20 protein-coding genes are annotated in these 21,587 nt (G+C 64.5%); 9 read left to right on the top strand and 11 right to left on the bottom strand.

What is annotated here, in order from left to right:
- Positions 1-198: 198 nt before the first annotated feature.
- Together CGZ66_RS09110 and CGZ66_RS09105 are read right to left on the bottom strand one after the other, a co-directional pair.
- A complete protein-coding gene (locus CGZ66_RS09110; RefSeq protein WP_095083628.1) occupies positions 199-1,686 on the bottom strand; it encodes an aldehyde dehydrogenase in 1,488 nt (495 codons plus the stop codon).
- 81 nt (positions 1,687-1,767) lie between these two features.
- Positions 1,768-3,216: an APC family permease gene (locus tag CGZ66_RS09105; protein ID WP_095083626.1), complete on the bottom strand. Its 1,449-nt coding sequence runs from the start codon at positions 3,214-3,216 to the stop codon at positions 1,768-1,770.
- Positions 3,217-3,385: 169 nt separating this feature from the next.
- Between CGZ66_RS09105 and CGZ66_RS09100 the strand changes: the two genes are divergently transcribed.
- Genes CGZ66_RS09100 through CGZ66_RS09075 form a run of 6 tightly spaced genes read left to right on the top strand, consistent with a single transcriptional unit; the run spans position 3,386 to position 9,847 of the window.
- Positions 3,386-4,156: an IclR family transcriptional regulator gene (locus tag CGZ66_RS09100; RefSeq protein ID WP_095083624.1), complete on the top strand. Its 771-nt coding sequence runs from the start codon at positions 3,386-3,388 to the stop codon at positions 4,154-4,156.
- Entirely contained in the window at positions 4,156-5,442 is a 1,287-nt protein-coding gene (locus CGZ66_RS09095) for a Tm-1-like ATP-binding domain-containing protein (protein WP_095083622.1), read from the top strand. The genes CGZ66_RS09100 and CGZ66_RS09095 overlap by 1 nt, the downstream gene beginning before the upstream one ends.
- A gap of 8 nt (positions 5,443-5,450) precedes the next feature.
- The gene (locus tag CGZ66_RS09090) at positions 5,451-6,107 is read left to right on the top strand and encodes an HAD-IA family hydrolase (RefSeq protein WP_206073705.1); all 657 of its coding nucleotides are present in this window, start codon (positions 5,451-5,453) and stop codon (positions 6,105-6,107) included.
- A 19-nt stretch (positions 6,108-6,126) separates the two neighbouring features.
- Positions 6,127-7,476, top strand: coding sequence for an aminotransferase class III-fold pyridoxal phosphate-dependent enzyme (locus CGZ66_RS09085; RefSeq protein WP_095083619.1), 1,350 nt, complete (start codon positions 6,127-6,129; stop codon positions 7,474-7,476).
- Between the two features lie 29 nt (positions 7,477-7,505).
- Complete coding sequence (locus CGZ66_RS09080) at positions 7,506-8,828, top strand: aminotransferase class III-fold pyridoxal phosphate-dependent enzyme (RefSeq protein WP_095083617.1); 1,323 nt, start codon at positions 7,506-7,508, stop codon at positions 8,826-8,828.
- On the top strand, positions 8,825-9,847 hold the full coding sequence (locus CGZ66_RS09075) for a phosphotransferase enzyme family protein (RefSeq protein ID WP_095083615.1): 1,023 nt from the start codon (positions 8,825-8,827) through the stop codon (positions 9,845-9,847). Before CGZ66_RS09080 ends, CGZ66_RS09075 begins: the two co-directional genes overlap by 4 nt.
- A 16-nt stretch (positions 9,848-9,863) precedes the next feature.
- On the opposite strand, the gene hpaH is transcribed toward CGZ66_RS09075, so the two are convergent.
- From hpaH to CGZ66_RS09050, 5 genes are all read right to left on the bottom strand, one after another.
- On the bottom strand, positions 9,864-10,670 hold the full coding sequence (hpaH, locus tag CGZ66_RS09070; protein WP_095083613.1) for a 2-oxo-hept-4-ene-1,7-dioate hydratase: 807 nt from the start codon (positions 10,668-10,670) through the stop codon (positions 9,864-9,866).
- Entirely contained in the window at positions 10,667-11,539 is an 873-nt protein-coding gene (locus CGZ66_RS09065) for a fumarylacetoacetate hydrolase family protein (protein ID WP_095083612.1), read from the bottom strand. Before CGZ66_RS09065 ends, hpaH begins: the two co-directional genes overlap by 4 nt.
- A 232-nt stretch (positions 11,540-11,771) precedes the next feature.
- Positions 11,772-12,752 (bottom strand): 3,4-dihydroxyphenylacetate 2,3-dioxygenase, encoded by a 981-nt coding sequence (hpaD, locus tag CGZ66_RS09060; RefSeq protein ID WP_095083610.1) that lies wholly within the window; start codon positions 12,750-12,752, stop codon positions 11,772-11,774.
- A gap of 14 nt (positions 12,753-12,766) precedes the next feature.
- Positions 12,767-14,284, bottom strand: a complete 1,518-nt coding sequence (gene hpaE, locus CGZ66_RS09055) for a 5-carboxymethyl-2-hydroxymuconate semialdehyde dehydrogenase (RefSeq protein ID WP_095083609.1) — start codon at positions 14,282-14,284, stop codon at positions 12,767-12,769.
- Positions 14,285-14,295: 11 nt separating this feature from the next.
- Positions 14,296-14,682 carry a 5-carboxymethyl-2-hydroxymuconate Delta-isomerase gene (locus CGZ66_RS09050; RefSeq protein WP_095083607.1) on the bottom strand — a complete coding sequence of 129 codons (387 nt, stop codon included), beginning with the start codon at positions 14,680-14,682 and terminating at the stop codon, positions 14,296-14,298.
- 222 nt (positions 14,683-14,904) lie between these two features.
- On the opposite strand from CGZ66_RS09050, the gene hpaR reads away from it, so the two are divergent.
- Positions 14,905-15,300 carry a homoprotocatechuate degradation operon regulator HpaR gene (hpaR, locus tag CGZ66_RS09045; protein WP_245331082.1) on the top strand — a complete coding sequence of 132 codons (396 nt, stop codon included), beginning with the start codon at positions 14,905-14,907 and terminating at the stop codon, positions 15,298-15,300.
- Between the two features lie 29 nt (positions 15,301-15,329).
- On the opposite strand, the gene CGZ66_RS09040 is transcribed toward hpaR, so the two are convergent.
- Together CGZ66_RS09040 and CGZ66_RS09035 are read right to left on the bottom strand one after the other, a co-directional pair.
- Positions 15,330-15,839, bottom strand: coding sequence for a flavin reductase (locus tag CGZ66_RS09040; RefSeq protein ID WP_095083603.1), 510 nt, complete (start codon positions 15,837-15,839; stop codon positions 15,330-15,332).
- A 6-nt stretch (positions 15,840-15,845) separates the two neighbouring features.
- Positions 15,846-17,390, bottom strand: coding sequence for a 4-hydroxyphenylacetate 3-hydroxylase N-terminal domain-containing protein (locus CGZ66_RS09035; protein ID WP_095083601.1), 1,545 nt, complete (start codon positions 17,388-17,390; stop codon positions 15,846-15,848).
- A gap of 92 nt (positions 17,391-17,482) precedes the next feature.
- Between CGZ66_RS09035 and CGZ66_RS09030 the strand changes: the two genes are divergently transcribed.
- Positions 17,483-18,352 carry a helix-turn-helix domain-containing protein gene (locus tag CGZ66_RS09030; protein ID WP_095083599.1) on the top strand — a complete coding sequence of 290 codons (870 nt, stop codon included), beginning with the start codon at positions 17,483-17,485 and terminating at the stop codon, positions 18,350-18,352.
- Positions 18,353-18,397: 45 nt separating this feature from the next.
- On the opposite strand, the gene CGZ66_RS09025 is transcribed toward CGZ66_RS09030, so the two are convergent.
- Complete coding sequence (locus tag CGZ66_RS09025; RefSeq protein WP_206073691.1) at positions 18,398-19,915, bottom strand: winged helix-turn-helix domain-containing tetratricopeptide repeat protein; 1,518 nt, start codon at positions 19,913-19,915, stop codon at positions 18,398-18,400.
- Between the two features lie 253 nt (positions 19,916-20,168).
- Between CGZ66_RS09025 and CGZ66_RS09020 the strand changes: the two genes are divergently transcribed.
- Positions 20,169-20,423 (top strand): DUF1127 domain-containing protein, encoded by a 255-nt coding sequence (locus CGZ66_RS09020; protein ID WP_095083595.1) that lies wholly within the window; start codon positions 20,169-20,171, stop codon positions 20,421-20,423.
- Between the two features lie 182 nt (positions 20,424-20,605).
- On the opposite strand, the gene CGZ66_RS09015 is transcribed toward CGZ66_RS09020, so the two are convergent.
- Positions 20,606-21,586: a 2-dehydropantoate 2-reductase gene (locus tag CGZ66_RS09015; protein WP_095083594.1), complete on the bottom strand. Its 981-nt coding sequence runs from the start codon at positions 21,584-21,586 to the stop codon at positions 20,606-20,608.
- Position 21,587 lies beyond the last annotated feature (1 nt).

The following is a 21,587-nucleotide window of genomic DNA, read 5'->3' as shown; positions in this document are numbered from 1 at the left end:
GGCTGATTGCCGAGCCTTGATCACATCATCAGAAATTCTATCGATTTTATCAAAGAACGCATTTCGCCGTTCTCGTCACGGCCGGGAATATTCTCTCAAAAATTTCAGGAGAGTGAGCACAAGACGCCGCCTGACCGACCGCAGCGGGACTGCGCCGATCCGACGGAAGCCAGGTTCCAAGACAACCCGGCGCCGGTCTCAGAGAGCGATCCAGGCGGTCTTCAGATCAAGATATTTGTCCAGCGCATGCAGCGACTTGTCTCGGCCGAAGCCGGACTGCTTGACGCCGCCGAGCGGCACGGTGATGTCGGCGCCGCCATAGGTGTTGACGTGGACGACGCCGGCATTGACGGCGCGCACCATGCGATGCGCGGTGGAAAGGTTGGCTGTCCACACCGCCGAGGCCAGCCCATAGACGGTCGAATTGGCCATGCGCACCGCCTCCTCCTCGGTCTCGAAGCGCATGACGCCGAGCACCGGCCCGAACACCTCCTCGCGGGCCAGCTGCATCTCCTGCGTCACGTTTTCGAAGATCGTCGGCGCCATGTAGCTGCCGCCGGTCTCGGCGAGAATTTGTTCACCGCCAGTGACCAGCCGGGCGCCTTCGGCCGCCGCCCGGTCGACGAAGCCGAGATTCTTGGCCAGCTGTTCGGAGCTCGACACCGCGCCGACGTCGCTTGAGAGATCGAGCGGATCGCCGACCTTCAGCCGCGTGGTCGCCGAGAGCAGCTCGTTCATGAAACGGTCATAGACGGATGCCTGGACGAGCAGGCGCGAGCCGGCGACACAGACCTGGCCGGAATTGCGGAAGATGCCATTAGCCGAGACGACCGCCGCCTGCTTCAGGTCCGGGGCGTCGGCAAAGACGATGTTGGGCGACTTGCCGCCGAGTTCGAGGAAGACCCGCTTCAAATTGGAACGCGCGGAATATTCGAGCAGCCGCCGGCCGACAGGCCCCGACCCGGTGAAGGCGATGGCGTCGACATCCATATGCAGGCCGAGCGCTTCGCCGGTGACCGCGCCGCGCCCGGTGACGACGTTGAACACACCGGCGGGAAGTCCGGCCTCGCTTGCCAATTCGGCCAGCCGCAGCAGCGTCAGCGAAGCGATCTCCGGCGGCTTGACCACCACGCAATTGCCGGCGGCAAGTGCGGGCGCGATCTTCCAGGCGCCGATCATCAGCGGAAAATTCCACGGCACGATGACGCCGACGACGCCGAGCGGCTCCTTGTGGATCAGCCCGAGCACGTTCTCGGCCGTCGGCGCGATCTCGCCATAGATCTTGTCGATCGCCTCGGCATAGTAGCGGATGGTGCCTGCCGCCGACAGCGGTTCGGCCTTGTAGGCCATGCCGATTTCTGTGCCATTGTCGCGGACGCCAAGCACGGCCAGTTCGTCGGCATGCTTTTTGACCAGCTCGGCGAGTCTTGTCAGCACCTTCTTGCGGAAGGCGGGTGCCGAGCGCGACCACGAACCTTTCTCGAAGGCTTTGCGCGCCGACTTGACGGCACGGTCGATGTCGGCGGCATTGCCGTCGGCTATGCTGGCGAAGGGCCGGCCGTCGATCGGCGACGTCACCGGCAGACTCGCGCCGCTCATGCCATCGATCTGTACGCCATCGATGAACAGGCGTCGCGCCCCGATCTCCGTCTTGCGCAGCGCGTCGATGGCATCCTGGCTGATCATTGTGTTCTCACTTCTGAAGTTAAGCAGTACGAGGGGCGGCTTGGCGTGCCGCCCCTTGCTTCCTTCGATCCTGCGCTCCGCTCAATCCTTCAACGGCTGGCCAAGATTTTCGAAGGCGACCGGATCGCGGCTCTTCAGCGCGCTTGCCAGCAGCAGGCCGACAATTGCAGCAATCAGCACCAACCCCGGCAGGAACACGCCAAGGAAGCCGCCGGCGCCTGACAGGCTGCCGAAATTGATGACGATCAGGTAGATGATGACGACGAAGGCGATGAAGGTCAGCCCGGGCAGGATGGTGGTCTTCAGCGCATTCTCCCGGGCGGCCGGATTGGCGCGGAAGAACATCACCACGGCGAGCGACGCCACCGCCATCATGACGATGACGCCGAGCGTTGCGACATTGGTCAGCCACGAAAACAGCGCCAGCACCGGATCGAGGCCGAGCACGGCGAACAGCCCGACGACGATTGCCGCCAGCACGCTCTGGATGACCGACGCGACATGCGGGCTCTGGTGCACCGAATGGGTCACACCGATCGTTTGCGGCAGAAGCTTTTCGCGGCCAGAGACGTAGATGTAGCGGGCAACCGCATTGTGGAACGCCAGCACGCCGGCAAACAGGCTCGACACGAACAGGATGCTCATCGCATGCGACAGCATCGTTCCGGCGTAACGGTCGGACAGGCCGAACAGGAAGGTCGTCGGGTCCTGCAGTCCCTGCAGCGCCGGCAGCAGCTTGTCGACACCGGCGCCGACCGCCATCAGCCATGCCGTGACCATGTAGAAGACGCCGATCAGCAGCACGGAGAAATAGGTGGCGCGCGGAACCGTGACCTCGGGGTCGCGGGCTTCCTCGGCATAGATGGTCGTCGCCTCGAAACCGATGAAGGCGGCAAAGCAAAACAGGATGGCGATGGCCGGTGCGCCTGATGTGATCTGGCTCCAGCTGAACGGCGCCGCCGACAGGCCGCTATCGCCGCCGGTCTTGAGGATGGCGATGTCGAGGACCAGCACCACCAGATATTCGCACAGGACCAGCACCGTCAGGATCTTGGCCGACAGGTCGACTTGGCGATAACCGAGCACGGCGACCAGCGCGATGGCGATGAAACTCCATACCCACCAGGGCAAATTGATACCCCAGCCGGCAAACAATCCGGCCGTCGCCGCGCCGAGCAGGCCCATGACGCCGATCTGCATGGCGTTGTAGGACAGGATGGCGATCAGCGCCGTGGCGCCGCCGGCCAGGCCGCCGAGCCCACGCGCCGCATAGGCGTAGAAGGCGCCGGCATTGCCGACGTGACGCGACATCGTCACATAGCCGACCGCGAACAACAGCAGCAGGATGGTCACGATGAGATAGGTGCCGGCAAAGCCGGCGCCGTTGCCCATCAGCATGCCGAGCGGTGTGCCGCCGGCCACCGCCGTGAGGGGTGCCGCCGCCGAAATCACCATGAAGGTGATGGCGCCGACGCCAAGACTGTTCTTGCGCAGCCTGTTGGCCGGCGCCTGCTCCGTAACTGCTGACATTGGTCCCTCCTGTGTGCGAACCCTTGGGTCCGCCGGCCAATCGGCCTGTTCCATCTGCTCTGGATGTTGGTTCATTATTTGAACCCTTATTTTGAATATAGACTTGCAAACAAAGTCGATGCCTGTCAAGTTAATTCACACGTTAAATGATTAGTCGAAGGAGGCGAAGTTGGGTACGGTCGGCAAGGCGATCTCACTTCTGGAGCTGTTCACCGTCGACGAGCCCGAACTCGGGCTGTCGGATCTGGCGCGCCGGTCGGGCTTCGACAAGGCGACGACGCGACGGCTGCTGGTGGCGTTGACCGGCCATGGCTTCGTCGAACAGGATGCCGCCACGCGGCACTATCGCCTCGGCGCTGGCCTGTCGCGTCTGGCCCGCATCCGCGAGGCGCGCTTTCCCTTCCTGCAGACAGCGGTTCCCCTGGTGCGGGATCTCGCGGCGTCCACAGCCGAGACCGTGCATCTGTCGGAATTCGGCGTCGATGCGCTGGTCACCGTCCATGTCGAGCATCCGGCCTGGGCAAACCGGGTCAATATCGATATCGGCCAGCTTCTGCCGCTGCACTCCACCGCCTCCGGCATCGCCTATCTGGCCTTCGCCCGCGACGAGACCGTCAAGGCATGCCTGACGGGCTCCCTCAAGGCCTTCACGACGCATACGTTGATCGATCCGGCCGCCATCTCCACATCCATCGCCGAGACGCGCGATCGCGGCTATTCGATCTGCGACCAGGGTTTCGAGGAAGGGGTGATCAGCGTCGCGGCGGCAATCCGCGCGGCGGACGGCTTTGCGCTCGGCACCATCGCGGTGGCCGCGCCGAATGCCAGGACGACGCCGGCGGCGATCGCGGAACGGGGACTTGCGGTGATGGCCGCGGCACGGGAGATTTCGATGCGCCTCAATGGCGAAAACCTGCAAACGCTGAGGAGGCAGGCGTGATGTCGGCAGAGACGGCAACAGTGCCCCGAATCCTCGTCATCGGCACCGGTGACACCAAGGCCGACGAGCTCGGGTTTATGAAGCAGTGCATCGAGGCATCGGGTGGCCGCGCCGTGATGATGGATGTCAGCGTGCTGGGCGACCCGCCATACAGCCCGGATCACGACAAGCATGCCGTTGCCCGCGCCGTGGATGTGACGATCGCCGAGATCGTTTCGAGCGGCGACGAGAACACCGCCATGACGCTGATGGCCGGCGGCGCCGTGCAGCTGGCGCGCAAGCTTTATCAATCCGGCGAGATCGACGGCTTCATCGCCATCGGCGGCTCGATGGGAACCGACCTGGCGCTCGACGTGGCGCTTTGCCTGCCGCTCGGCGTGCCGAAATTCGTCGTCTCGACCATAGCCTATTCGCACCTCATCCCACCCGAACGCGTCGCGCCCGACCTGATGATGATCCTCTGGGCGGGTGGGCTTTATGGCCTCAACAGCATCTGCAAGGCGGTTCTCTCGCAGGCCTGCGGCGCGGTTGTCGGTGCGGCCAGGATCATGCTGGCGTCGCGCGCCACGGCTCCCGCCACCGGCCCAACCATCGGCATGACCTCGCTCGGCAGCAGCTGCCTGCGCTACATGAAGACGCTGAAGCCTGCGCTGGAGCAGCGTGGCTATGATGTCGCCGTCTTCCACACCACCGGAATGGGCGGCCGCGCCTTCGAATCGATTGCAGGGCAAGGCCATTTCTGCGCGGTGCTCGACTTCAGCCTGCAGGAAATCACCAACCATCTCGCCGGCTCCGTCGTCAGTTCCGGCATCGACCGGCTGGAGAACGCCGGCGCCCGCGGCATTCCGCAGATCGCGGCGCCCGGTGCGGTCGACATGGTCGATCTGCCGACCTGGCAGGATTTGCCGGCTAAATTTGCGCTACGCCCGTTCCACGCGCACAACAGGCTGATCGGCTCGGTCACGGTCGATGCCGACGATCGCCGCCAGGTCGCCAGAACCATCGCCACCAAGCTCGGCGCGGCGAAAGGGCGCTCTGCCTTCATTCTGCCGTCCGGCGGAATCCAGGAATGGGACATGCAGGGCGAGCCGCTCTACGAGCCGGAGGCTCTCGCCGCCTTCGTCGACGAAATGCGCAAGGCCATGCCTGTTGGCGTGGAGTTCCACGAGATCGACGCCCACATCAACAGCGACGACTTCGTCGGCAAGGCGCTCGAGATCTTCGACCGATGGGTCGAGGAAGGCATTGTTCCGCGCGGTGCGCCAGCCAAGGGAGAAGCCGCTTGAGCGTTTCTTTGGCTCAGGCGTTGGTCCTGGACTTCGGCGGTGTCGTCACCCGGACGCTGTTCGAGACCCATGCCTTGACCGAACAGGCGCTCGGCCTCGAGCCGGGAACGCTGCAATGGCGCGGGCCGTTCGATCCGGACAGCGATCCGCTCTGGCGCGCGATGCAGGCCGACGAGATCAGCGAGCGCGACTACTGGCGTACCCGCACAAGCGAAGTCGGTCGGCTCAAAGGCGAGGACTGGCAGGCAATGGAGACCTTCGTCCAGCGTGCGCGCGGGGCGGAGCCGCAAAAGGTGCTGCGGCCGGAGGCCGACACCGCCATCCGCGCCGTCCATGCGGCGGGCTTTCGCCTGGCGATCCTGTCCAACGAGCTCGACCTCTTCTACGGCACCGACTTGCGCCGGCGGCTGCCGCTGCTCGACCTGTTCGACACCATCGTCGATGCCACCTATACCGGTATCCTCAAGCCCGACCCTCGCGCCTATGCCTTCGTCACCGAGGCGCTCGGCCTGCCTGCCGAGGCCTGCGTCTTCGTCGATGACCAGCAGCGCAATGTCGATGGCGGCCGTGCCGCCGGCATGCGCACCGTTCATTTCGACGTTGCGCGGCCAGCACTTTCCTATGCCGAAGCCCTCGGCCATTTCGACCTTGTCCCAGCTGCCTAGACCATTTGCGGAGCCTGCCATGCGCGACATCAATTTCCTCACCGAGACAAACGCCAAGCCGATCTGGCATCCGATGGCGCATCCGGCCGAGATGCGGGCCAATCCGCCGAAGATCATCATGAAGGGCGAGGGCGTCACCGTCACCGACATCGATGGCAGAAGCGTGCTCGATGCGGTTGGCGGCCTGTGGAACGTCAATCTCGGCTACAGCTGCGACCCGATCAAAAAGGCAATCGCCGACCAGCTCACTGCGCTTCCTTACTATTCCGGCTTCCGCGGCACCTCCACCGGACCGTCGATTGAGCTCGCCTACGAGCTCAGTGAATGGTTCGGGCCGGAAGGCATGGTGCGGACCTTCTTCACCTCGGGCGGCTCGGATTCGGTCGAAACCGCGCTGCGGCTGGCCCGGCAATACTGGAAGATCCGCGGACAGGGTGATCGAACAAAGTTCCTCGCCCTGAAGAAGGGCTACCACGGCACCCATTTCGGCAGCGCCTCGGTCAACGGCAACGCCAATTTCCGCCGCAACTACGAGCCGCTGCTGCCCGGTGTCTTCCACATCCCGGCGCCGTGGACCTTCCGCAACCCGTTCGACGAGACGGACCCGGCGCGGTTGGCGAAACTGTGCGCCAGGGCGCTGGAGGACGAGATCGCCTTCCAGGGTGGCGACACCATTGCCGCCTTCATCATGGAACCGGTTCTCGGCGCCGGCGGCGTCATTGTCCCACATGAGAGCTTCATGCCGCTGGTGCGTGACATCTGCGACCGCCACGAGATCCTTTTGATCGCCGACGAAGTGGTCACCGGCTTCGGCCGGTCGGGCGCATGGTCAGGCTCCAGGCTGTCGGGCGTGAAGCCGGATTTCATGACCATCGCCAAGGCGATCACCTCCGGCTATTTCCCGCTGGGCGCCACCCTGATCGGCGCAAAGGTTGCAGACGTCTTCGAGGCCGACAAGACCAGCTTCGGCTCGATCGGCCACGGCTATACCTATTCCGGCCATCCGGTCGGCTGCGCGGCGGGGCTGGCGGCGCTTGCGGAAACCAAACGCCTCCGCCTGGACGAGAACGCGGCGGCGCGGGGTAACGAACTCGCCGCCGTGCTGGAAGGGCTGAAGGCCAGGCACGCCATCGTCGGCGATGTCAGGTACAAGGGTCTGATGGCGGCGCTCGAACTGGTCTCGGATCGCGCCACCAAGAAGCCGACTGACAAGAAGACCATGGCCGTGGTTTCGGAGGCGGCCTACGAGGCCGGCGTCATGCTGCGCGTTTCGGGCAACAACATCATCCTGTCGCCGCCGCTGATCATCAGCGCCGCCGATGTTGTGAAGATCGGCGAAGCACTGGACGGAGGCCTGTCCAAGGTCTGACGGGGTTACAACGGAGTTTCGGTACGCAAATGGCCTATTCGCAGGAAAAAGTGGGGCAGCAGAATGAGGGTGCTGAGGCGCTGGTTAGCCGACGTTCCCGGCTGCTCGGCGCGAAATCGCAATTGTTCTATGACGAGCCCGCGCATCTGGTGCGCGGCGAAGGCGTCTGGCTCTATGACGCCGACGGCCGCAAATATCTCGATGCCTACAACAATGTCGCGCATGTCGGCCATTGCCATCCGCACGTGGTCGAGGCCCTGTGCCGGCAGGCAAGCCTGCTCAACACCCACACGCGCTATCTGCATACCGCCATCCTCGACTATGTCGAGCGGCTGACCGCGACCTTCGATGCCAGCCTGTCCACCGCCATCCTGACCTGCACCGGCAGCGAAGCCAACGACATCGCGTTGCGCATGGCGCAGGCCGCCACCGGCCGCATGGGCATCATCGCCACCGACGCCACCTATCACGGTAACACGGCAGCGGTTTCGCAGCTCAGCACGCGCATGCCGCCGGTCGGTGGCCGCGCCCGCCATGTCAAGCTGGTGCCGGCACCCGACAGCTATCGCCATCCGGAGGCGATGGCCAACGGCAAGGCTTTTGGCGACGCGGTGCGCGAAGCCATGGCGTCGCTGGAGCAGGACGGTATCGGCCTGTCCGGGATCATCCTGTGTCCGCTGCTCGCCAATGAAGGCTTCCCGGCGCTTCCCAACGGCTTCTTTGGCGAAGCCGTGGCGGCAGTGCGCAAGGCCGGCGGCCTGGTCATCGCCGACGAGGTGCAGCCGGGATTCGGCCGCACCGGCAGCCATTTCTGGGGCCATCGGCGCGCCGGCTTCGTTCCCGACATCGTCACCATGGGCAAGCCGATGGGCAACGGCCACCCGGTCGCCGCCGTGGTCACCACCAGGGAGATCCTCGCGACCTTCCGCGACGCTTTCCGCTACTTCAACACCTTTGGCGGCAACCCGGTATCCTGCGTGGTGGCGAATGCCGTTCTCGATGTTCTGGAGCAGGAAGATCTCGTCGCCAACGCACGCGATGTCGGCGCCTATGCGCATGGCCTGCTGCGCCCGCTGGCCGAACGCCACGAATGCATCGGCGAGATCAGGGGCGCCGGACTGTTTTTTGGCGCCGAGCTGGTTCACGACCGCAAGACGCGCGAGCCGGCATCAGACCTTGCCGAGCAAGTCGCCAACCGGATGCGCCATCGGGGTGTGCTGATGGGCAAGACCGGCATCCACGGCAATGTGCTGAAGATCCGCCCGCCCATGCCGTTTTCCCGCGACGATGCCGCCTTCCTGATAGGCACGCTCGACGAGGTGCTCGATGAAGTCGGCGGAGTGCCGGCGTGAACGCGGTTTCCGTGCCGTCCGAACCGGAAGATGCCGCCACCGTCACCGAACTGGCGCGGCGCGCGCTCCAGCATTGGGGTATCCGCGACGGTGAGCCCGAGCTGCTGAAATTCCGCGAGAACGCGGTGTTTCGGGTCCGCCTGCCCGATGGCCAACCGGCGGCCATGCGCGTTCACCGGCTTGGCTATCATTCCGACGCCGCGCTGCGCTCGGAACTGCAATGGATGTCCTTCCTGCAGTCGGCCGGCGTCGCCACGCCGTCTCCGGTCGCGACGCAGACCGGCGACCTGTTCGTGCCGGTCGATACCGGCACATCGGCGCCGCCTCGCCAGGTTGATTGCCTCAGCTGGCTGGAGGGCCGCGCCGTCGGGGCGCGAGGCGTGCCGCTGGACTACACGCCCGAGCAGGCAAGACAGGTCTTCACGGCGATCGGGCGAACCATCGCCCATATGCACAATGTCACCGCCGCCTGGACACCGCCTGCCGGCTTTACCCGCCATGCCTGGGATTTCGACGGCTTCTTCGGCCCGGCCCCGACCTGGGGCCGCTTCGAGACCTCGCCCTTCCTGGAGGGCTCCCGCCGCGAGCTGGTTTTCCGGGCGAGGGACAAGGCCGTGAAGGCGCTGTCGGAGCATGAACGCAGCGCCCGTAATTTCGGCATCATCCATGCCGATCTGGTGCGCGAGAACGTGCTCGTCCACGACGGCGCGATCCGCATCATCGATTTCGACGATTGCGGCTATGGCTGGCACATGTACGATCTTGCCGTTGCCCGCTACCAGAACCGCGACGAGGCGATCTATCCGCTGATCGAGGCAGCCCTGCTCGACGGTTATCGGCAGCTGCGGGGACTGACGGCGCAGGACATCGCCGCACTGCCGCTGTTTTCAGCGTTGCGCGCTTTCGCCTTCCTCGGCTGGGTGCAGAGCCGCGTCGAAGGCGACATCACCAGGGATGTCGGCCTGCGCATGTCCAACATCGCGGCCGATGTGGTGATCGCCTATCTGCGCGGCGAATAGGGGCGGATAGAGCCGGTCAGCCCTTAGCGAAGTGAATGCTGACCGTGCCTGAACTGCCGAAATCGGCGACGATGGTGTCGCCGGGCCGCGCCTCGACCGGCCGCATGAAGGACCCCGAGAGAACCACCTCGCCGGCCGCGATCGACATGCCGTAACGGGCGAGCCTGTCCGCCAGCCAGGCAATGCCCATCGCCGGATGGTTGAGCACGCCGGCGCCAAGCCCGGTCTCCTCGACCTCGGCATTGCGCGAGACGATGGCGCCGATCCAACGCATGTCGGCTTCATCGGGTCGCTGCGGCCGCCCGCCGATGACGATGCCGGCATTGGCGGCATTGTCGGAAATCGTGTCGAAGAAGGTGCGCGTCTTCTTCGTCTCCGCATTGACGCGCTCGATGCGCGTGTCGAGGATTTCGAGCGCCGGCGTGATGTAGTCGGTGGCGTTGAGCACGTCGAAGAGGGTCACGCCGGGACCCTTGAGCGGCGCTTTCATGACGAAGGCGATCTCGGCCTCGACACGCGGCTGGATGAAGCGGCCGGCGGGAATCGTCGCGCCGTCGTTGAAGAACATGCCGTCGAAGAGCACGCCCGAGTCCGGCGTGTCGATGGCCAGCGCATACTGCATCGCCTTGGAGGTCAGGCCGATCTTCCAGCCCTTCGGTTTCAGCCCGGCATCGATCTTGCGCGTCACCAGCGCCGCCTGAACGCGATAGGCGTCCTCCATCGTCGCCTCGGGAAAATCGAGGCTGAGCAGCCGGATCTGGCGGCGCGAACGCTCGGCTTCGAACAGCCGGTTGGCGGCGTCTTCCACTTGCTCCGGGGTCATGTCGCTGCCTCGTCGACGACGCTGTTGCGCAACACGCCGATGCCGTCGGCCTCCACCTCGATCACATCGCCCGGCTTCAGCCAGATCGGCGGTTCGAAGCGGGCGCCGGCACCCGTCGGCGTGCCGGTGACGATGATATCGCCGGGCACCAGTGTGGTGAAGGTCGAGACATAGGCGATGATCTTGCGGAACGAGAAGATCATCCGGCTGGTGCGGTCCTGCTGGCGCAGCTCTCCGTTGACGCGAGTGGTCAGCGTGATGTCGGCGATCTGCGCCTCGTCCGTGAACGGCACCAGCCAGGGACCGATCGAGCCGCTGCGGTCGAAATTCTTGCCTTGCGTGACGTTGAACTTGGCATGGCGCACCCAGTCGCGGAGGGTGCCCTCATTGCACAGCGACAGTGCAGCGATGTGGCCGAGGGCGTCGGTCTCCGCGATGCGCCGGCCGCCCTTGCCGATGACGATGACGACCTCGCCCTCATAGTCGAGCTGTGGGGATTCCGGCGGCCGCACCAGCGGCGCGCAATGGCCGACGAACGAGCGGGGGAAGCGGACGAACAGCGACGGATTGGCCGGCGCCGCCTGCCCGTCCTTGTACTCCTCGTTGCGGTCGGGATAGTTGACGCCGACGCAGATGATCTTTTCCGGAACCGGGACAGGGATGTCGTAGGCGATGGCGTCGAGCGGGAAATCGGCGGCCAAGGCATCGGCCTCTTCCGCCAGCCGCAGCAAGGCGCCGGCCTCGATCACCTCGCGCAGCGTCGGCCACTGGCCGTGACGCGCCGACAGGTCGACGACGCCCTTGCCGGTGATCGCGCCATACCGTGCCTTGCCGCCGACGGTGAAGGTGGCGAGCTGTGCCCTTCTCATGCTGCAACTCCGGTGGGCTTCTGCTGGTTTGGAGCTTTACGGCGCCCCCCTCTGTCCTGCCGGACATCTCCCCCACGAGGGGAGAGATTGGATGTCACCTCCGCTTTCGCCAATTTCCAACGCTGCAAGAAAGGCGCCGGCCGAGCGGCCAGCCGATCTCCCCCCAAGTGGGGGAGATGTCCGGCAGGACAGAGGGGGGCGCGAAGGAACGCAGACATCATTTTCGAAACACTCATGGCGCGATGATCGGCGAAGCCGTTAGATCCGGCTGGCGCGCCGCAACCCCGGCAAAGCCGCTACCCTCCTCGAACCAGCTTTTGGGTGCTGGCGCACCCCACAGCGTCTGCCGCTGCGGGTCCTTGAGGTCCCATTTGATCGGCTCGAGGTCCGGGTCGACCGTCTGGTAGTCCGAACAGTAGATCTCGATGCGGTGGTTGTCGGGGTCTCTGATATAGAGGAAGAAGGCGTTGGAAATGCCGTGTCGGCCGGGGCCGCGTTCGATGTTTGGCAGGTAACCGGTCGTCGCCATCAGGTCGAGCAGGTCGATGATGTTGAGCGGCGTCGGCACCCAGAAGGCGACGTGGTGCAGGCGCGGCCCGATGCCGTTGGTAAAGGCGATGTCGTGGACGCCGCCCTTGCGGTGCGTCCACGCCGCCCACAGCTTTCCGCTGCTCGCATCCTCTGTGTATTCGGTGACGCGGAAGCCGAGCTCGTTGTAGAAGGCGACGGACTCGTCGACATTGGGCGAGAAACAGTTGAAGTGATCGATGCGCAGCGGCTTGACGCCGTGATAGAGCGCATATTTCTGATGGATCGGCGGCAGCCGCTCCATCTGAGCGTAGAATTCGAGCGGTATGCCGTGCGGATCGCGGGTTCGGAAGGTGCGCGACTGGTAGGGCCGCTCGACCCATTCCACCGGCAGGCCTTTTCCTCCAAAGAAATGCTCGGCCTTGTCGAGATCCTCCTCGGAGAACAGCTTGAAGCCGAGGTCGCGCGCTTCGGCCGTAGTGGCCTTCTTCAGCACGATGCAATGATGCCCGCGCTCCTCCAATGCCCTGAGATAGATGGTATCGGCGGTCTCGTCGGTGACCTGCAGGCCGAGTGTGTCGACATAGAAGGCGCGGGACCTGGCGAGGTCGGTGACGGCCAGTTCGACATGGCTGAGGCGCACGATGTTGAATTCAGGGTAGAGATTGGGCTTGGGCAAGGGCATTTGATTTCCTCTGATCAGCCGCCGAGTTTCTGGATCGCGTGCGCCGTCGTGGCGAAGGCTATGTTCTTCGTCTCCATGTAGAAGTCGAAGGAATGGTCGCCACCGTCGCGGCCTATGCCGGAATTCTTGACGCCGCCGAACGGCGTCGGCAAATGGCGCACATTCTCCGAATTGACCCAGATCATGCCTGCGTCCAGCGCGTCGGTGAAGCGGAAGGCGCGGGTGACGTCCGACGTCCAGAGATAGCCGGTCAGGCCGTATTGCGTGTCGTTGGCCAGCGCCAGCGCTTCCGCCTCATCCTTGAAGGAAATGGCAGTCAGCACCGGCCCGAAGATCTCTTCCTGGGCAATGCGCATCCTGTTGGTGGCGCCGGTAAACAGCGTCGGGCTGACATAGCAGCCGCCGCCAGGGCCGGCGAACTTCCCGCCGCCGGCTGCGACCACCGCGCCTTCCGATTTGCCGATCTCGATATAGGAGAGCACCTTTTCCTCGTGCACCGGATGAATTAGCGGGCCGACCACCGTTGCGGGGTCCAGGGGATGGCCGATCTTGATGCGCTTTGCCTTCTCCGCCACCAGATCGGTGAATTCGTCGTAGACCGACGCTTCGACCAGCAGCCGTGACGAGGAGGTGCAGCGTTCACCGTTCAGCGAATAGATCATGAACACCGCCGCATCGGCCGCGCGCTCCAGGTCGGCGTCGGCGAAGACGATCACCGGATTCTTGCCGCCAAGCTCGAAATGGACGCGCTTCAGCGTGTCGGCGCCTTGCCGCATGATCATCGAGCCGGTGCGGCTTTCGCCGACGAAGCCGATCGCTTTGATGTCGGGATGCTCGGTCAGCGCCTTGCCGGCGTGCTCGCCGAGGCCGTTGACGAGGTTCCACACACCTTTCGGCAGGCCGGCTTCTTCGGCGATCTCGACCAGCAGGCGGGCTGTCAGCGGCGAGAACTCAGCCGGCTTATGAACCACGGTGCAGCCGGCGGCCAGTGCCGGCGCGATCTTCCAGGTCGATAGCATGAACGGCGTGTTCCACGGCGTGATGATGCCGACCGGGCCAATCGGCACCCGTGTGGTCATATTGACCTGGCCTGTGGTCCGCAGCGTCTCGCCGTCGCGCGCCTCTGGCGCACGGTCGGCGAAGAAGCGGAAATTCTCGGCACCGCGCAACGCCGCCTTGGCCATGAACTTCAGCGCCTGGCCGGTGTCCATGCATTCGACGAAGGCGATCTCCTCGGCGCGTGTTTCGATCGCGTCGGCTATTCTGTGCAGCAGCTTCTTGCGCGCTTCGCCGGGCATCGCGGCCCAGGCCGGAAACGCCGCCTTCGCCGCCTTGGCGCCGCGGTCGATGTCGACGGCACCGCCGCGCGCGACTTTGGCCAGCGGCTTGAGGTCGACCGGCGACAGCGTTTCGAACGTCGTGCCGTCGAGCGCCGGCGCCGCTTCGCCGCCGATCTGGTTCAGCACACCGTCGCGCTTGAAACGGGCCAGATAGGCCTCGGCCTTCTTCAGATTGCCTTGCAGGTCGGACATCTTAGCTTCCGTCACTTGCCGCGCAGTCGCGGGTGGATTGCGTTCTTCTTCCAGCTCAGCACCGGGTCGATTTCCCGGATCTCGAGCGACAGGGCGAAATGCGGCGTCTCGAACAGGCCGGCAAGGTATTCGCTCACCGCCGCGAAGACGGCTTCGCCGGCCCGCTTCTTCTCCTCGGCGCTGCGCCCGATTCCGATGCGAAACGACATGTCGAGGAAGGCGTTTTCCGGCAGCCTGTCGGCCACCGCATAGGCCTCTGCGCGAAACGCCCGCACCCGCACGGCGCCGGTTTCGAACAGACCGGTGTCCAGCACTGTGCGCAACACCAGCGCGCACAATTCGGCCATATCGACCTTGGCATCGAGATTGGCCGAATACTCGATGGAGAAGTGCGGCATCGCGTTTCGCTCCCCAATCACTTGTCTTGTTGTAGTTAACGCGTTAATTACATGAGGCGCCCATGAAGTCAAGTCTTGCATCGGGCTTGGCGCAGCGATACGGGGATGGCTGGAACGGGCTTTCGGTGGGCGGATTCGGCTAAAGGAAGGCCTGTTTTCGATCGCAAGCCAGCGTGGGAGGCTTTTTTCTTGCTGCCTGAAAACACCCGTCGTTCCCTGCCAATGGCGCTCCTGCACGCCCGCGAAGTGGTGATGGCGCGGTTTCGTCCGATGCTCGCGGCCCACGATGTGACCGAACAGCAATGGCGCGTGCTGCGCGTGCTGAGCGAAGCCGGCCCGGTCGAGGCGACCGAGCTTGCCGATCGCGCATCGGTGTTGCCGCCCAGCCTGACGCGCATCATCAAGGCGCTCGAGGGGCGCAGGTTCATCACCCGCAACAAGGCCGAAGGCGACGGCCGCCGCGTCGTGCTGACAATCGCCCCGGCCGGTTCCGCCCTTATCGATGCGCTCTCACCCGAGCGTCGCGTCATCTATGACGACATCGAACAGCGCTTCGGCCACGACAGGCTGGAAAAGCTGCTCGATCTCCTGGAAAACCTCATCGACGGCGAGAGCTGACCGTTCGGTCCGGGCGGTATCGCTTGGGCTCACCCGCCAAAGCTGCCAAGCCGCGTCGGCTGCGTATAGTTGCGGTCGACATAGAGCAGCGCCGAGCCGCCGCTGCCATGCCGGACATCGATGACCCGGCCGATCATGACGTTATGCGTGCCGACGATATGCACATCCTCGATCTCGCAATCGAAATTGACGATCGCATCCGACAGTGCCGGCGTACCTGAAGTCAGCGTCTGCCAACGTGCCGCCGAATAGCGGGCTTCCATGTCCCTGGTCGCGCCGGCGAACTTCCCCGCCAGATGCATGTGGTCATGGGTCAACACGTTGACGCAGAAGCGCCGGTTGGACAGGAACATGGCGGCCTGCGTCGAGCGGCCGTTCATGCACACCAGCAGTGTCGGCGGCTCGTCGGAGACGCTGCACATGGCAGTGGCGGTGAAGCCGCCGCGTCCGGCCGGGCCGTCGGTGGTGACGATGTTGACCGGCGCGCAGACCCTCGCCATGGCGTCGCGGAAATCGGCTTTCGAAATCTGCGTGGCCATCTGGGTTCACTCAGCCGACGAAGCAAGCGGATTGAACCAGGTATCTCCCGTCCAGCCGTTCTCGTCATAGTCGGCCATGCAGGTGTCGACCAGCTCTTCCATCGCCTTCAGCCGCCCGCCGCGTTCGGCGCCCTTCAGCACCTGAAGCCGCACCTCTTCCGGCGCCCCGGCATAGTTGAGCTCGTAGAGCGCGTGGCGGCCGCCGAATTCGGTGCCGGTCGCGTCCCACAACAGCTTCATGATCTTGATGCGCTCAATATGGCCCATGTCGTTGGAGCCGCGCACATACTGCGCCAGATATTTGTCGATCTCGGGATTGTTGAAATCGCGCACCGACGATGGCAGGTAGATCAGCCCCGAGGCGATCACCCGGCGCACGGTGTCGATGACGCGCGGATAGGCTTCCGACATGAAGGTCCGGTAGGCAAGGGCGGCTTCCAGGTTGGGCAGCACCGCGCCGTTCGCCCACGGGATCGGGTTGTAGGCCATGGCATTGGAAAAGCTCCAGAACATGTGCCGCAGCGCGATGACCTCGCCCAGCGCCGCCTGGTTGCCGCGGAAGGCATCGCCGCCAGTGGCGCGCAGCGCCTTTGCCAGCAAGCCGGCGAGGAAGTCGAGCTTGACGGCGAAACGCGTGCAGCCCTGGAAGCAATAGCCGTGCATGAAGCCGGAAGCCGGGTGGAACGACAGGATTTTCTGCGCGTCGCGCAGCACCAGCACGTCCTCCCAGGGGATGAAGACGTTGTCGAGTACCAGGATCGCGTCGTTCTCGTCGAAGCGCGACGACAGCGGATAGTCGAAGGGTGCCGCCACGGTATTGGCCGTCTGCTCGTAGGAGACGCGGCAGAACATCTTTATCCCCGGTGCATTCATCGGCACGATGAACATCACCGACAGCGACGGATCCTCGGTGACCGTCGCCGAACCCTGCGCCAGGAAATTGTAGTGGGTTAGCGCCGAGGACGTCGCCACCACCTTTGCGCCGGACACGGTGATGCCGGCATCGGTTTCCCCAGTGATGTGGACGAAGACGTCCTTCACCTGTTCGGCCGGCTTGTGGCGGTCGATCGGCGGATTGACGATGGCGTGGTTCATGAACAGCGCCGCCTCCTGGGCGCGCTTGTGCCAGGACAGAGCGTTGTCCTTGAACGGCCCGTACCAGTCGGCATTGGCGCCAAGCGTGTTCATCAGCGCCGCCTTGTAATCGGGTGTGCGCCCCATCCAGCCATAGGACATGCGCGACCACTGGGCGATAGCTGCTTGCTGGTCGACAAGCTCGGCGGAGGATTTGGCGACGCGGAAGTATTTGTGAGTGTAGCCGCCCGAACCGGTGTCGGTTGGCGAGATCAGCGCGTCTTGCTGCTTGGCGTCATGCAGGGCATCATAAAGGCGCGCCAGCGACCGCGCCGAATTGCGCATCGCCGGATGCGTGGTGACATCGGCGATGCGTTCGCCGTTGATGTAGACCTCGCGGCCGTCGCGCAGGCTCTCCAAATATTCGGCCCCGGTGAACGGACGCCCCTTGTCGGCACGGAAGTCTTCTGAGCGCATGATGTTCCTCCACTTGCGTGACGACTGTAGCGCCTGGGCCGGGGATCGGTTATGGACGGAACCACAAAACTGATTGGACTTTTTCCGGCGCCATGAGCCAGAGTTCCATCCCCGACTTCTTCGTCTATGGCGAGCCGGTGCGGCCGCTCGATGTCGGCTTCCTGCATGTCGAGACAGTCCTTGCCCGCAGCAACATCCATCTCGGCGAGGTCGCCGCGCACAAGCATCCGCAGATGGGCCAGATCACCTACTGGACCGGTGGCTCAGGTACCTACCGCATTGAAGACCGCTCCTGGGACTTTTCGGCGCCCGCCGTCAGCTTCGTGCCAAGCAATGTCGTGCATGGCTTCTCGATCGGCCCCGGCACCGACGCCATCGTCGTTTCGGTTGCCGATGACGCGCTCGCCGCCATTGCCGGCCAGAGCTTGCTGCCGCTGGACGGGCCGGTCTTTGCCGACGGCCCGCCGCACCACGCCGCGTGGAAAAGGCTGGCGGCGGTGCTGGAGATGATCGCTGCCGAATACGCTGAGGCGCAAGCTGGCAACGACAAGGTGCTGCCGGCGCTGATCGCCGTCGCGCTCTCCCACATAGCCCGCCTCGGCCCTGATGGGACCACCGCCACAACCTCTTCCGAGGCTTCGCTGGCACTGGGCCTGCGTCGGCTCGTCGACATGCATTTCCGCGACAACTGGCCGGTCGACCGCTATGTCGAGACGCTGGCCACGACACCGCATTTGCTCGACAAGGCGGCCCGCGCGGTGCTCGGCACTGGCGTCAAGCGGGTAGTGAGCGAGCGGCGATTGCTGGAGGCGAAGCGACTGCTGCTGTTCACCGTGCGTACGGTCGAGGACATCGCCTACGAGATCGGCTTTGACGACCCCGCCTATTTCTCGAGGGTCTTCCGCGAACGGATCGGCGAAGCGCCGGCCGCCTGGCGCCGCAAGCAGTTGCGGGAGCCTTGACCGGGTGATCTGGATGCGGGCCTTGCGGGAGGTTACGCCGGCGCGTCAGTCCGGAAGACCGGCCTTGCGGAAGCCATCGACGAAATGCTCAAGCGTCGCTGCGTCGCGGAAGGGCTCTGTCGTGGCCCAGTGCCGGGTCGTGAAATGCGGGTTGCCGACGAGGAACAGTTCGACCTCCGCGCGCGCTTCGTCGAGCCGGCCGAGTTGCGCGAGGCTTGCCGCCAGGAAACGGCGTGAGCTTGTCCGATAGGTCTCGTCCCGGCGCAATGTCTCGACAGCGGCTTCGTAATCGCGGGCCGCATATTGCGCCGCGCCGAGGGTCAGATAGTACCAGCTTGACGGAAACGGGTTCAGGCGAAACGCCTTGCGAATATGCTCGAGGGCCTCCTCGACCCGCCCGGCCAGCGCCGCGATGTCGGACAAAGCCGCCCACGCGTCGGCCTCGTTCGGGTCGAGCTCGAACGCCTTGGCAAACTCGGCATCCGCATCCGCGAAGCTGCGCTCATAGGCAAGCAGGTAAGCCAGGACCCAGCGGCAGCCGGCATCGTTGGGATCCATCGCCACGGCCTTGCGCGCCAGTTTCAGGGCAACGCTGCGGGAAGACTCACTTGGTCCGCCGGAATGCACCGATCCCATCCAGTGGTTCATGGCAAGCCAGCGATAGGCCTCGGCATATTCGGGATCGAGCGCCACCGCGCGCGTCAGCATCAGATGCGCTTCCTGCGCCATCTGCGGCGAATCATCCATCAGCTTGCGCGCCCGCACGCAGAGATCGTAGGCCTCCATATTTCTCGGCCGGTTGCGCGGCGGCGGTGCGCGCAGCCGGCCGAGCAGCGCCTCCACGATCTTGGCCGTAACCTCGTCCTGGACGGCGAAGATATTTTCCAGGCCGCGATCGAAGCGTTCCGCCCAGAGATGATCGCCATTCACGGCGTCGACCAGTTGCGCGTTGATGCGCACGCGCCCCGCGGCGCGTCGTGCACTGCCCTCCAGCAGATAGTGCACGCCAAGATCGCCAGCGATCTCGCGCACGTCCATCGCCTTTCCCTTGTAGGCAAAGACCGAGTTGCGGGCGATGACGAACAGGCCGGATATCCTCGACAGGTCGGTGATCAGGTCTTCCGTCAACCCGTCAGCGAAGGAGTCCTGCTCGGGATCGTTGCTGACATTGACGAAGGGCAGCACGGCTATCGATGGTTTGCCGGGTAGCGGCAAAGGTTTTCGCTTCGCGTCACCAAGCTGTTCGATGGCCCCCGTGAAGCGGTAGCCGACGCGTGGAACGGTGACGATCCATTCGCCGCCATCCCCGGCCGGACCAAGCAGCTTGCGCAGCTGCGCGATCTGGACGGTGAGGTTGCCTTCCTCGACCGCCGTGCCAGGCCATGCCGCGTCCATCAATTCGGCCTTGCTCAGGATGTCGCCGGGCCGTCCGACGAGCGCCGCGAGCAGCTTGAGCCCGCGGTAGCCGACGGCAACGGGCACATCGTTCCGAAGCAGCGTTCCCGCACCGGAATCAAGCACGAACGGACCAAAGGCAAAGCGCGATCCCTGCATAGGGCGCATCTATAGAGCAATTTCAGGAACAGTGTGAAACGGTTTTCCCGGGAAGAGCGCGTAGCGCTTTTCCTCAGGGAATCGCGTCAAAACAAAGAGTTAGGGCAGGTTGCCGGTTCCGTGAATCGGTGAACGGCTCTACCCATTTGGAACTTTTGAGAACTATTTGGGAAGGCTTAATTACGGCGCTGTCCGTAACCTGCAGAATTCGGCCTCTTTCAGGTCGAGGGCCTCTGGACCCTCAAACCATATTGAGGTTGTCATGACCAACATTCTTGAATTTGCCCCGCACAAGACAGCGCGGTCGGGAACGCCCGTGGCGCCGATGGCGCGTCGGCATCTGACGACCCTGCAGAGCATTATTGCGAGCTGGCACGATCGGACCTGGCGCGAGCGGATCCGCTTTCGCTGGGAGCTTGCGCAAATGGCGAGGGACAATCCCTATCTGATCGACGATATCGGTCTGACGGACCGGCAGGTCGAGGCAGAGCTCGCCAAGCCGTTCTGGCAACGATAGCGCGAAGACTGCAAGGGCACCGGATCGCGGCCATGCCATTCGTCATGCTGGCGGCATTGGCTGGGCTGGCCAGCAGTTGTCGGGCGGCGCGGCATCGTCGGCGAACTTTGTGTGCGGCTTCTGAAGCCGGCAGCAAAGGACTGGCCGGCTGCGAAGGACTGACCGCAATCGATCCGGGCGGTTCAGGAATAGCAGCCGCGCTCGATGGCCAGCCGCCGCACCAGCGCCAGCACGGCATCGATGGTGGGCGTCGGCTTGTCTGTTAGCCGGCCAAGTTCCTGCACCGCGCTGACCAGCGCGTCGATCTCCATCGGTCGGCCGCGTTCCAGGTCCTGCAGCATCGAGGTTTTGTGCTCGCCGACATCGCCGGCGCCCTTGATACGCCGGTCGACCGCGATCGGAAAACGCACGCCGAGGCTTTCGCCGATCGCCTGTGCCTCCAGCATCATGGTGCGGGCAAGCGTTCGGGTTGCCTCGTCGGCAACGATCGCCGCCAGCGTGCTGCCGGTCAGCGCCGAGATCGGGTTGAAGGAGAGATTGCCCCATAACTTGACCCAGATTTCGCTGCGGATGTCGTCGCGAACCGGAACCTGCAGGTCGGCCTTGACCATCTCGTCAGCCAGAAGCGTGACCCGTTCGCTGCGCTCGCCGGAGGGTTCACCAAGCGAGAAGCGTTTGCCCTCGACATGGCGGATCAGGCCGGGCGCGTCGACCTCGACGGCGGGATAGACGACCGAGCCGATGACGCGCTGCGGCCCGATCCGCTCCCAGATCTTGCCGCCGGGGTCCACCGCGTTCAACCGCGTGCCTTCCAGCGGCCCGCCGACGTCATGGAAATACCACCACGGCACGCCGTTCTGCATCGTGACGACGGCGGTGTCCGGCCCGAGCAGCGGCGCGATCTGATCGAGCGCAGGGGTGAGGGAATGGGCCTTCAGCGCCAGCACCACATAATCCTGGGCGCCAAGCTCTTCTGCTCTCGCCGCGGCCCGAACGGAAGCCACCGATTCCTGACCGTCTTCGATCAGGCGCAACCCATTTGCCTTGATCGCATTGAGATGCGCGCCGCGCGCGACGATCGAAAGCTCGGTCCGGCCGGCCATGGCGAGCTTGGCGGCGAGATAGCCACCGATCGCGCCAGCGCCGAAGATGGTGATCTTCATC

The organism is Mesorhizobium sophorae (assembly GCF_002270415.1).
Taxonomy (GTDB): Bacteria; Pseudomonadota; Alphaproteobacteria; order Rhizobiales; family Rhizobiaceae; genus Mesorhizobium; species Mesorhizobium sophorae.
The sequence above is the reverse complement of the archived record's forward strand: the minus strand, read 5'-3'. Positions and strand labels throughout refer to the sequence as shown.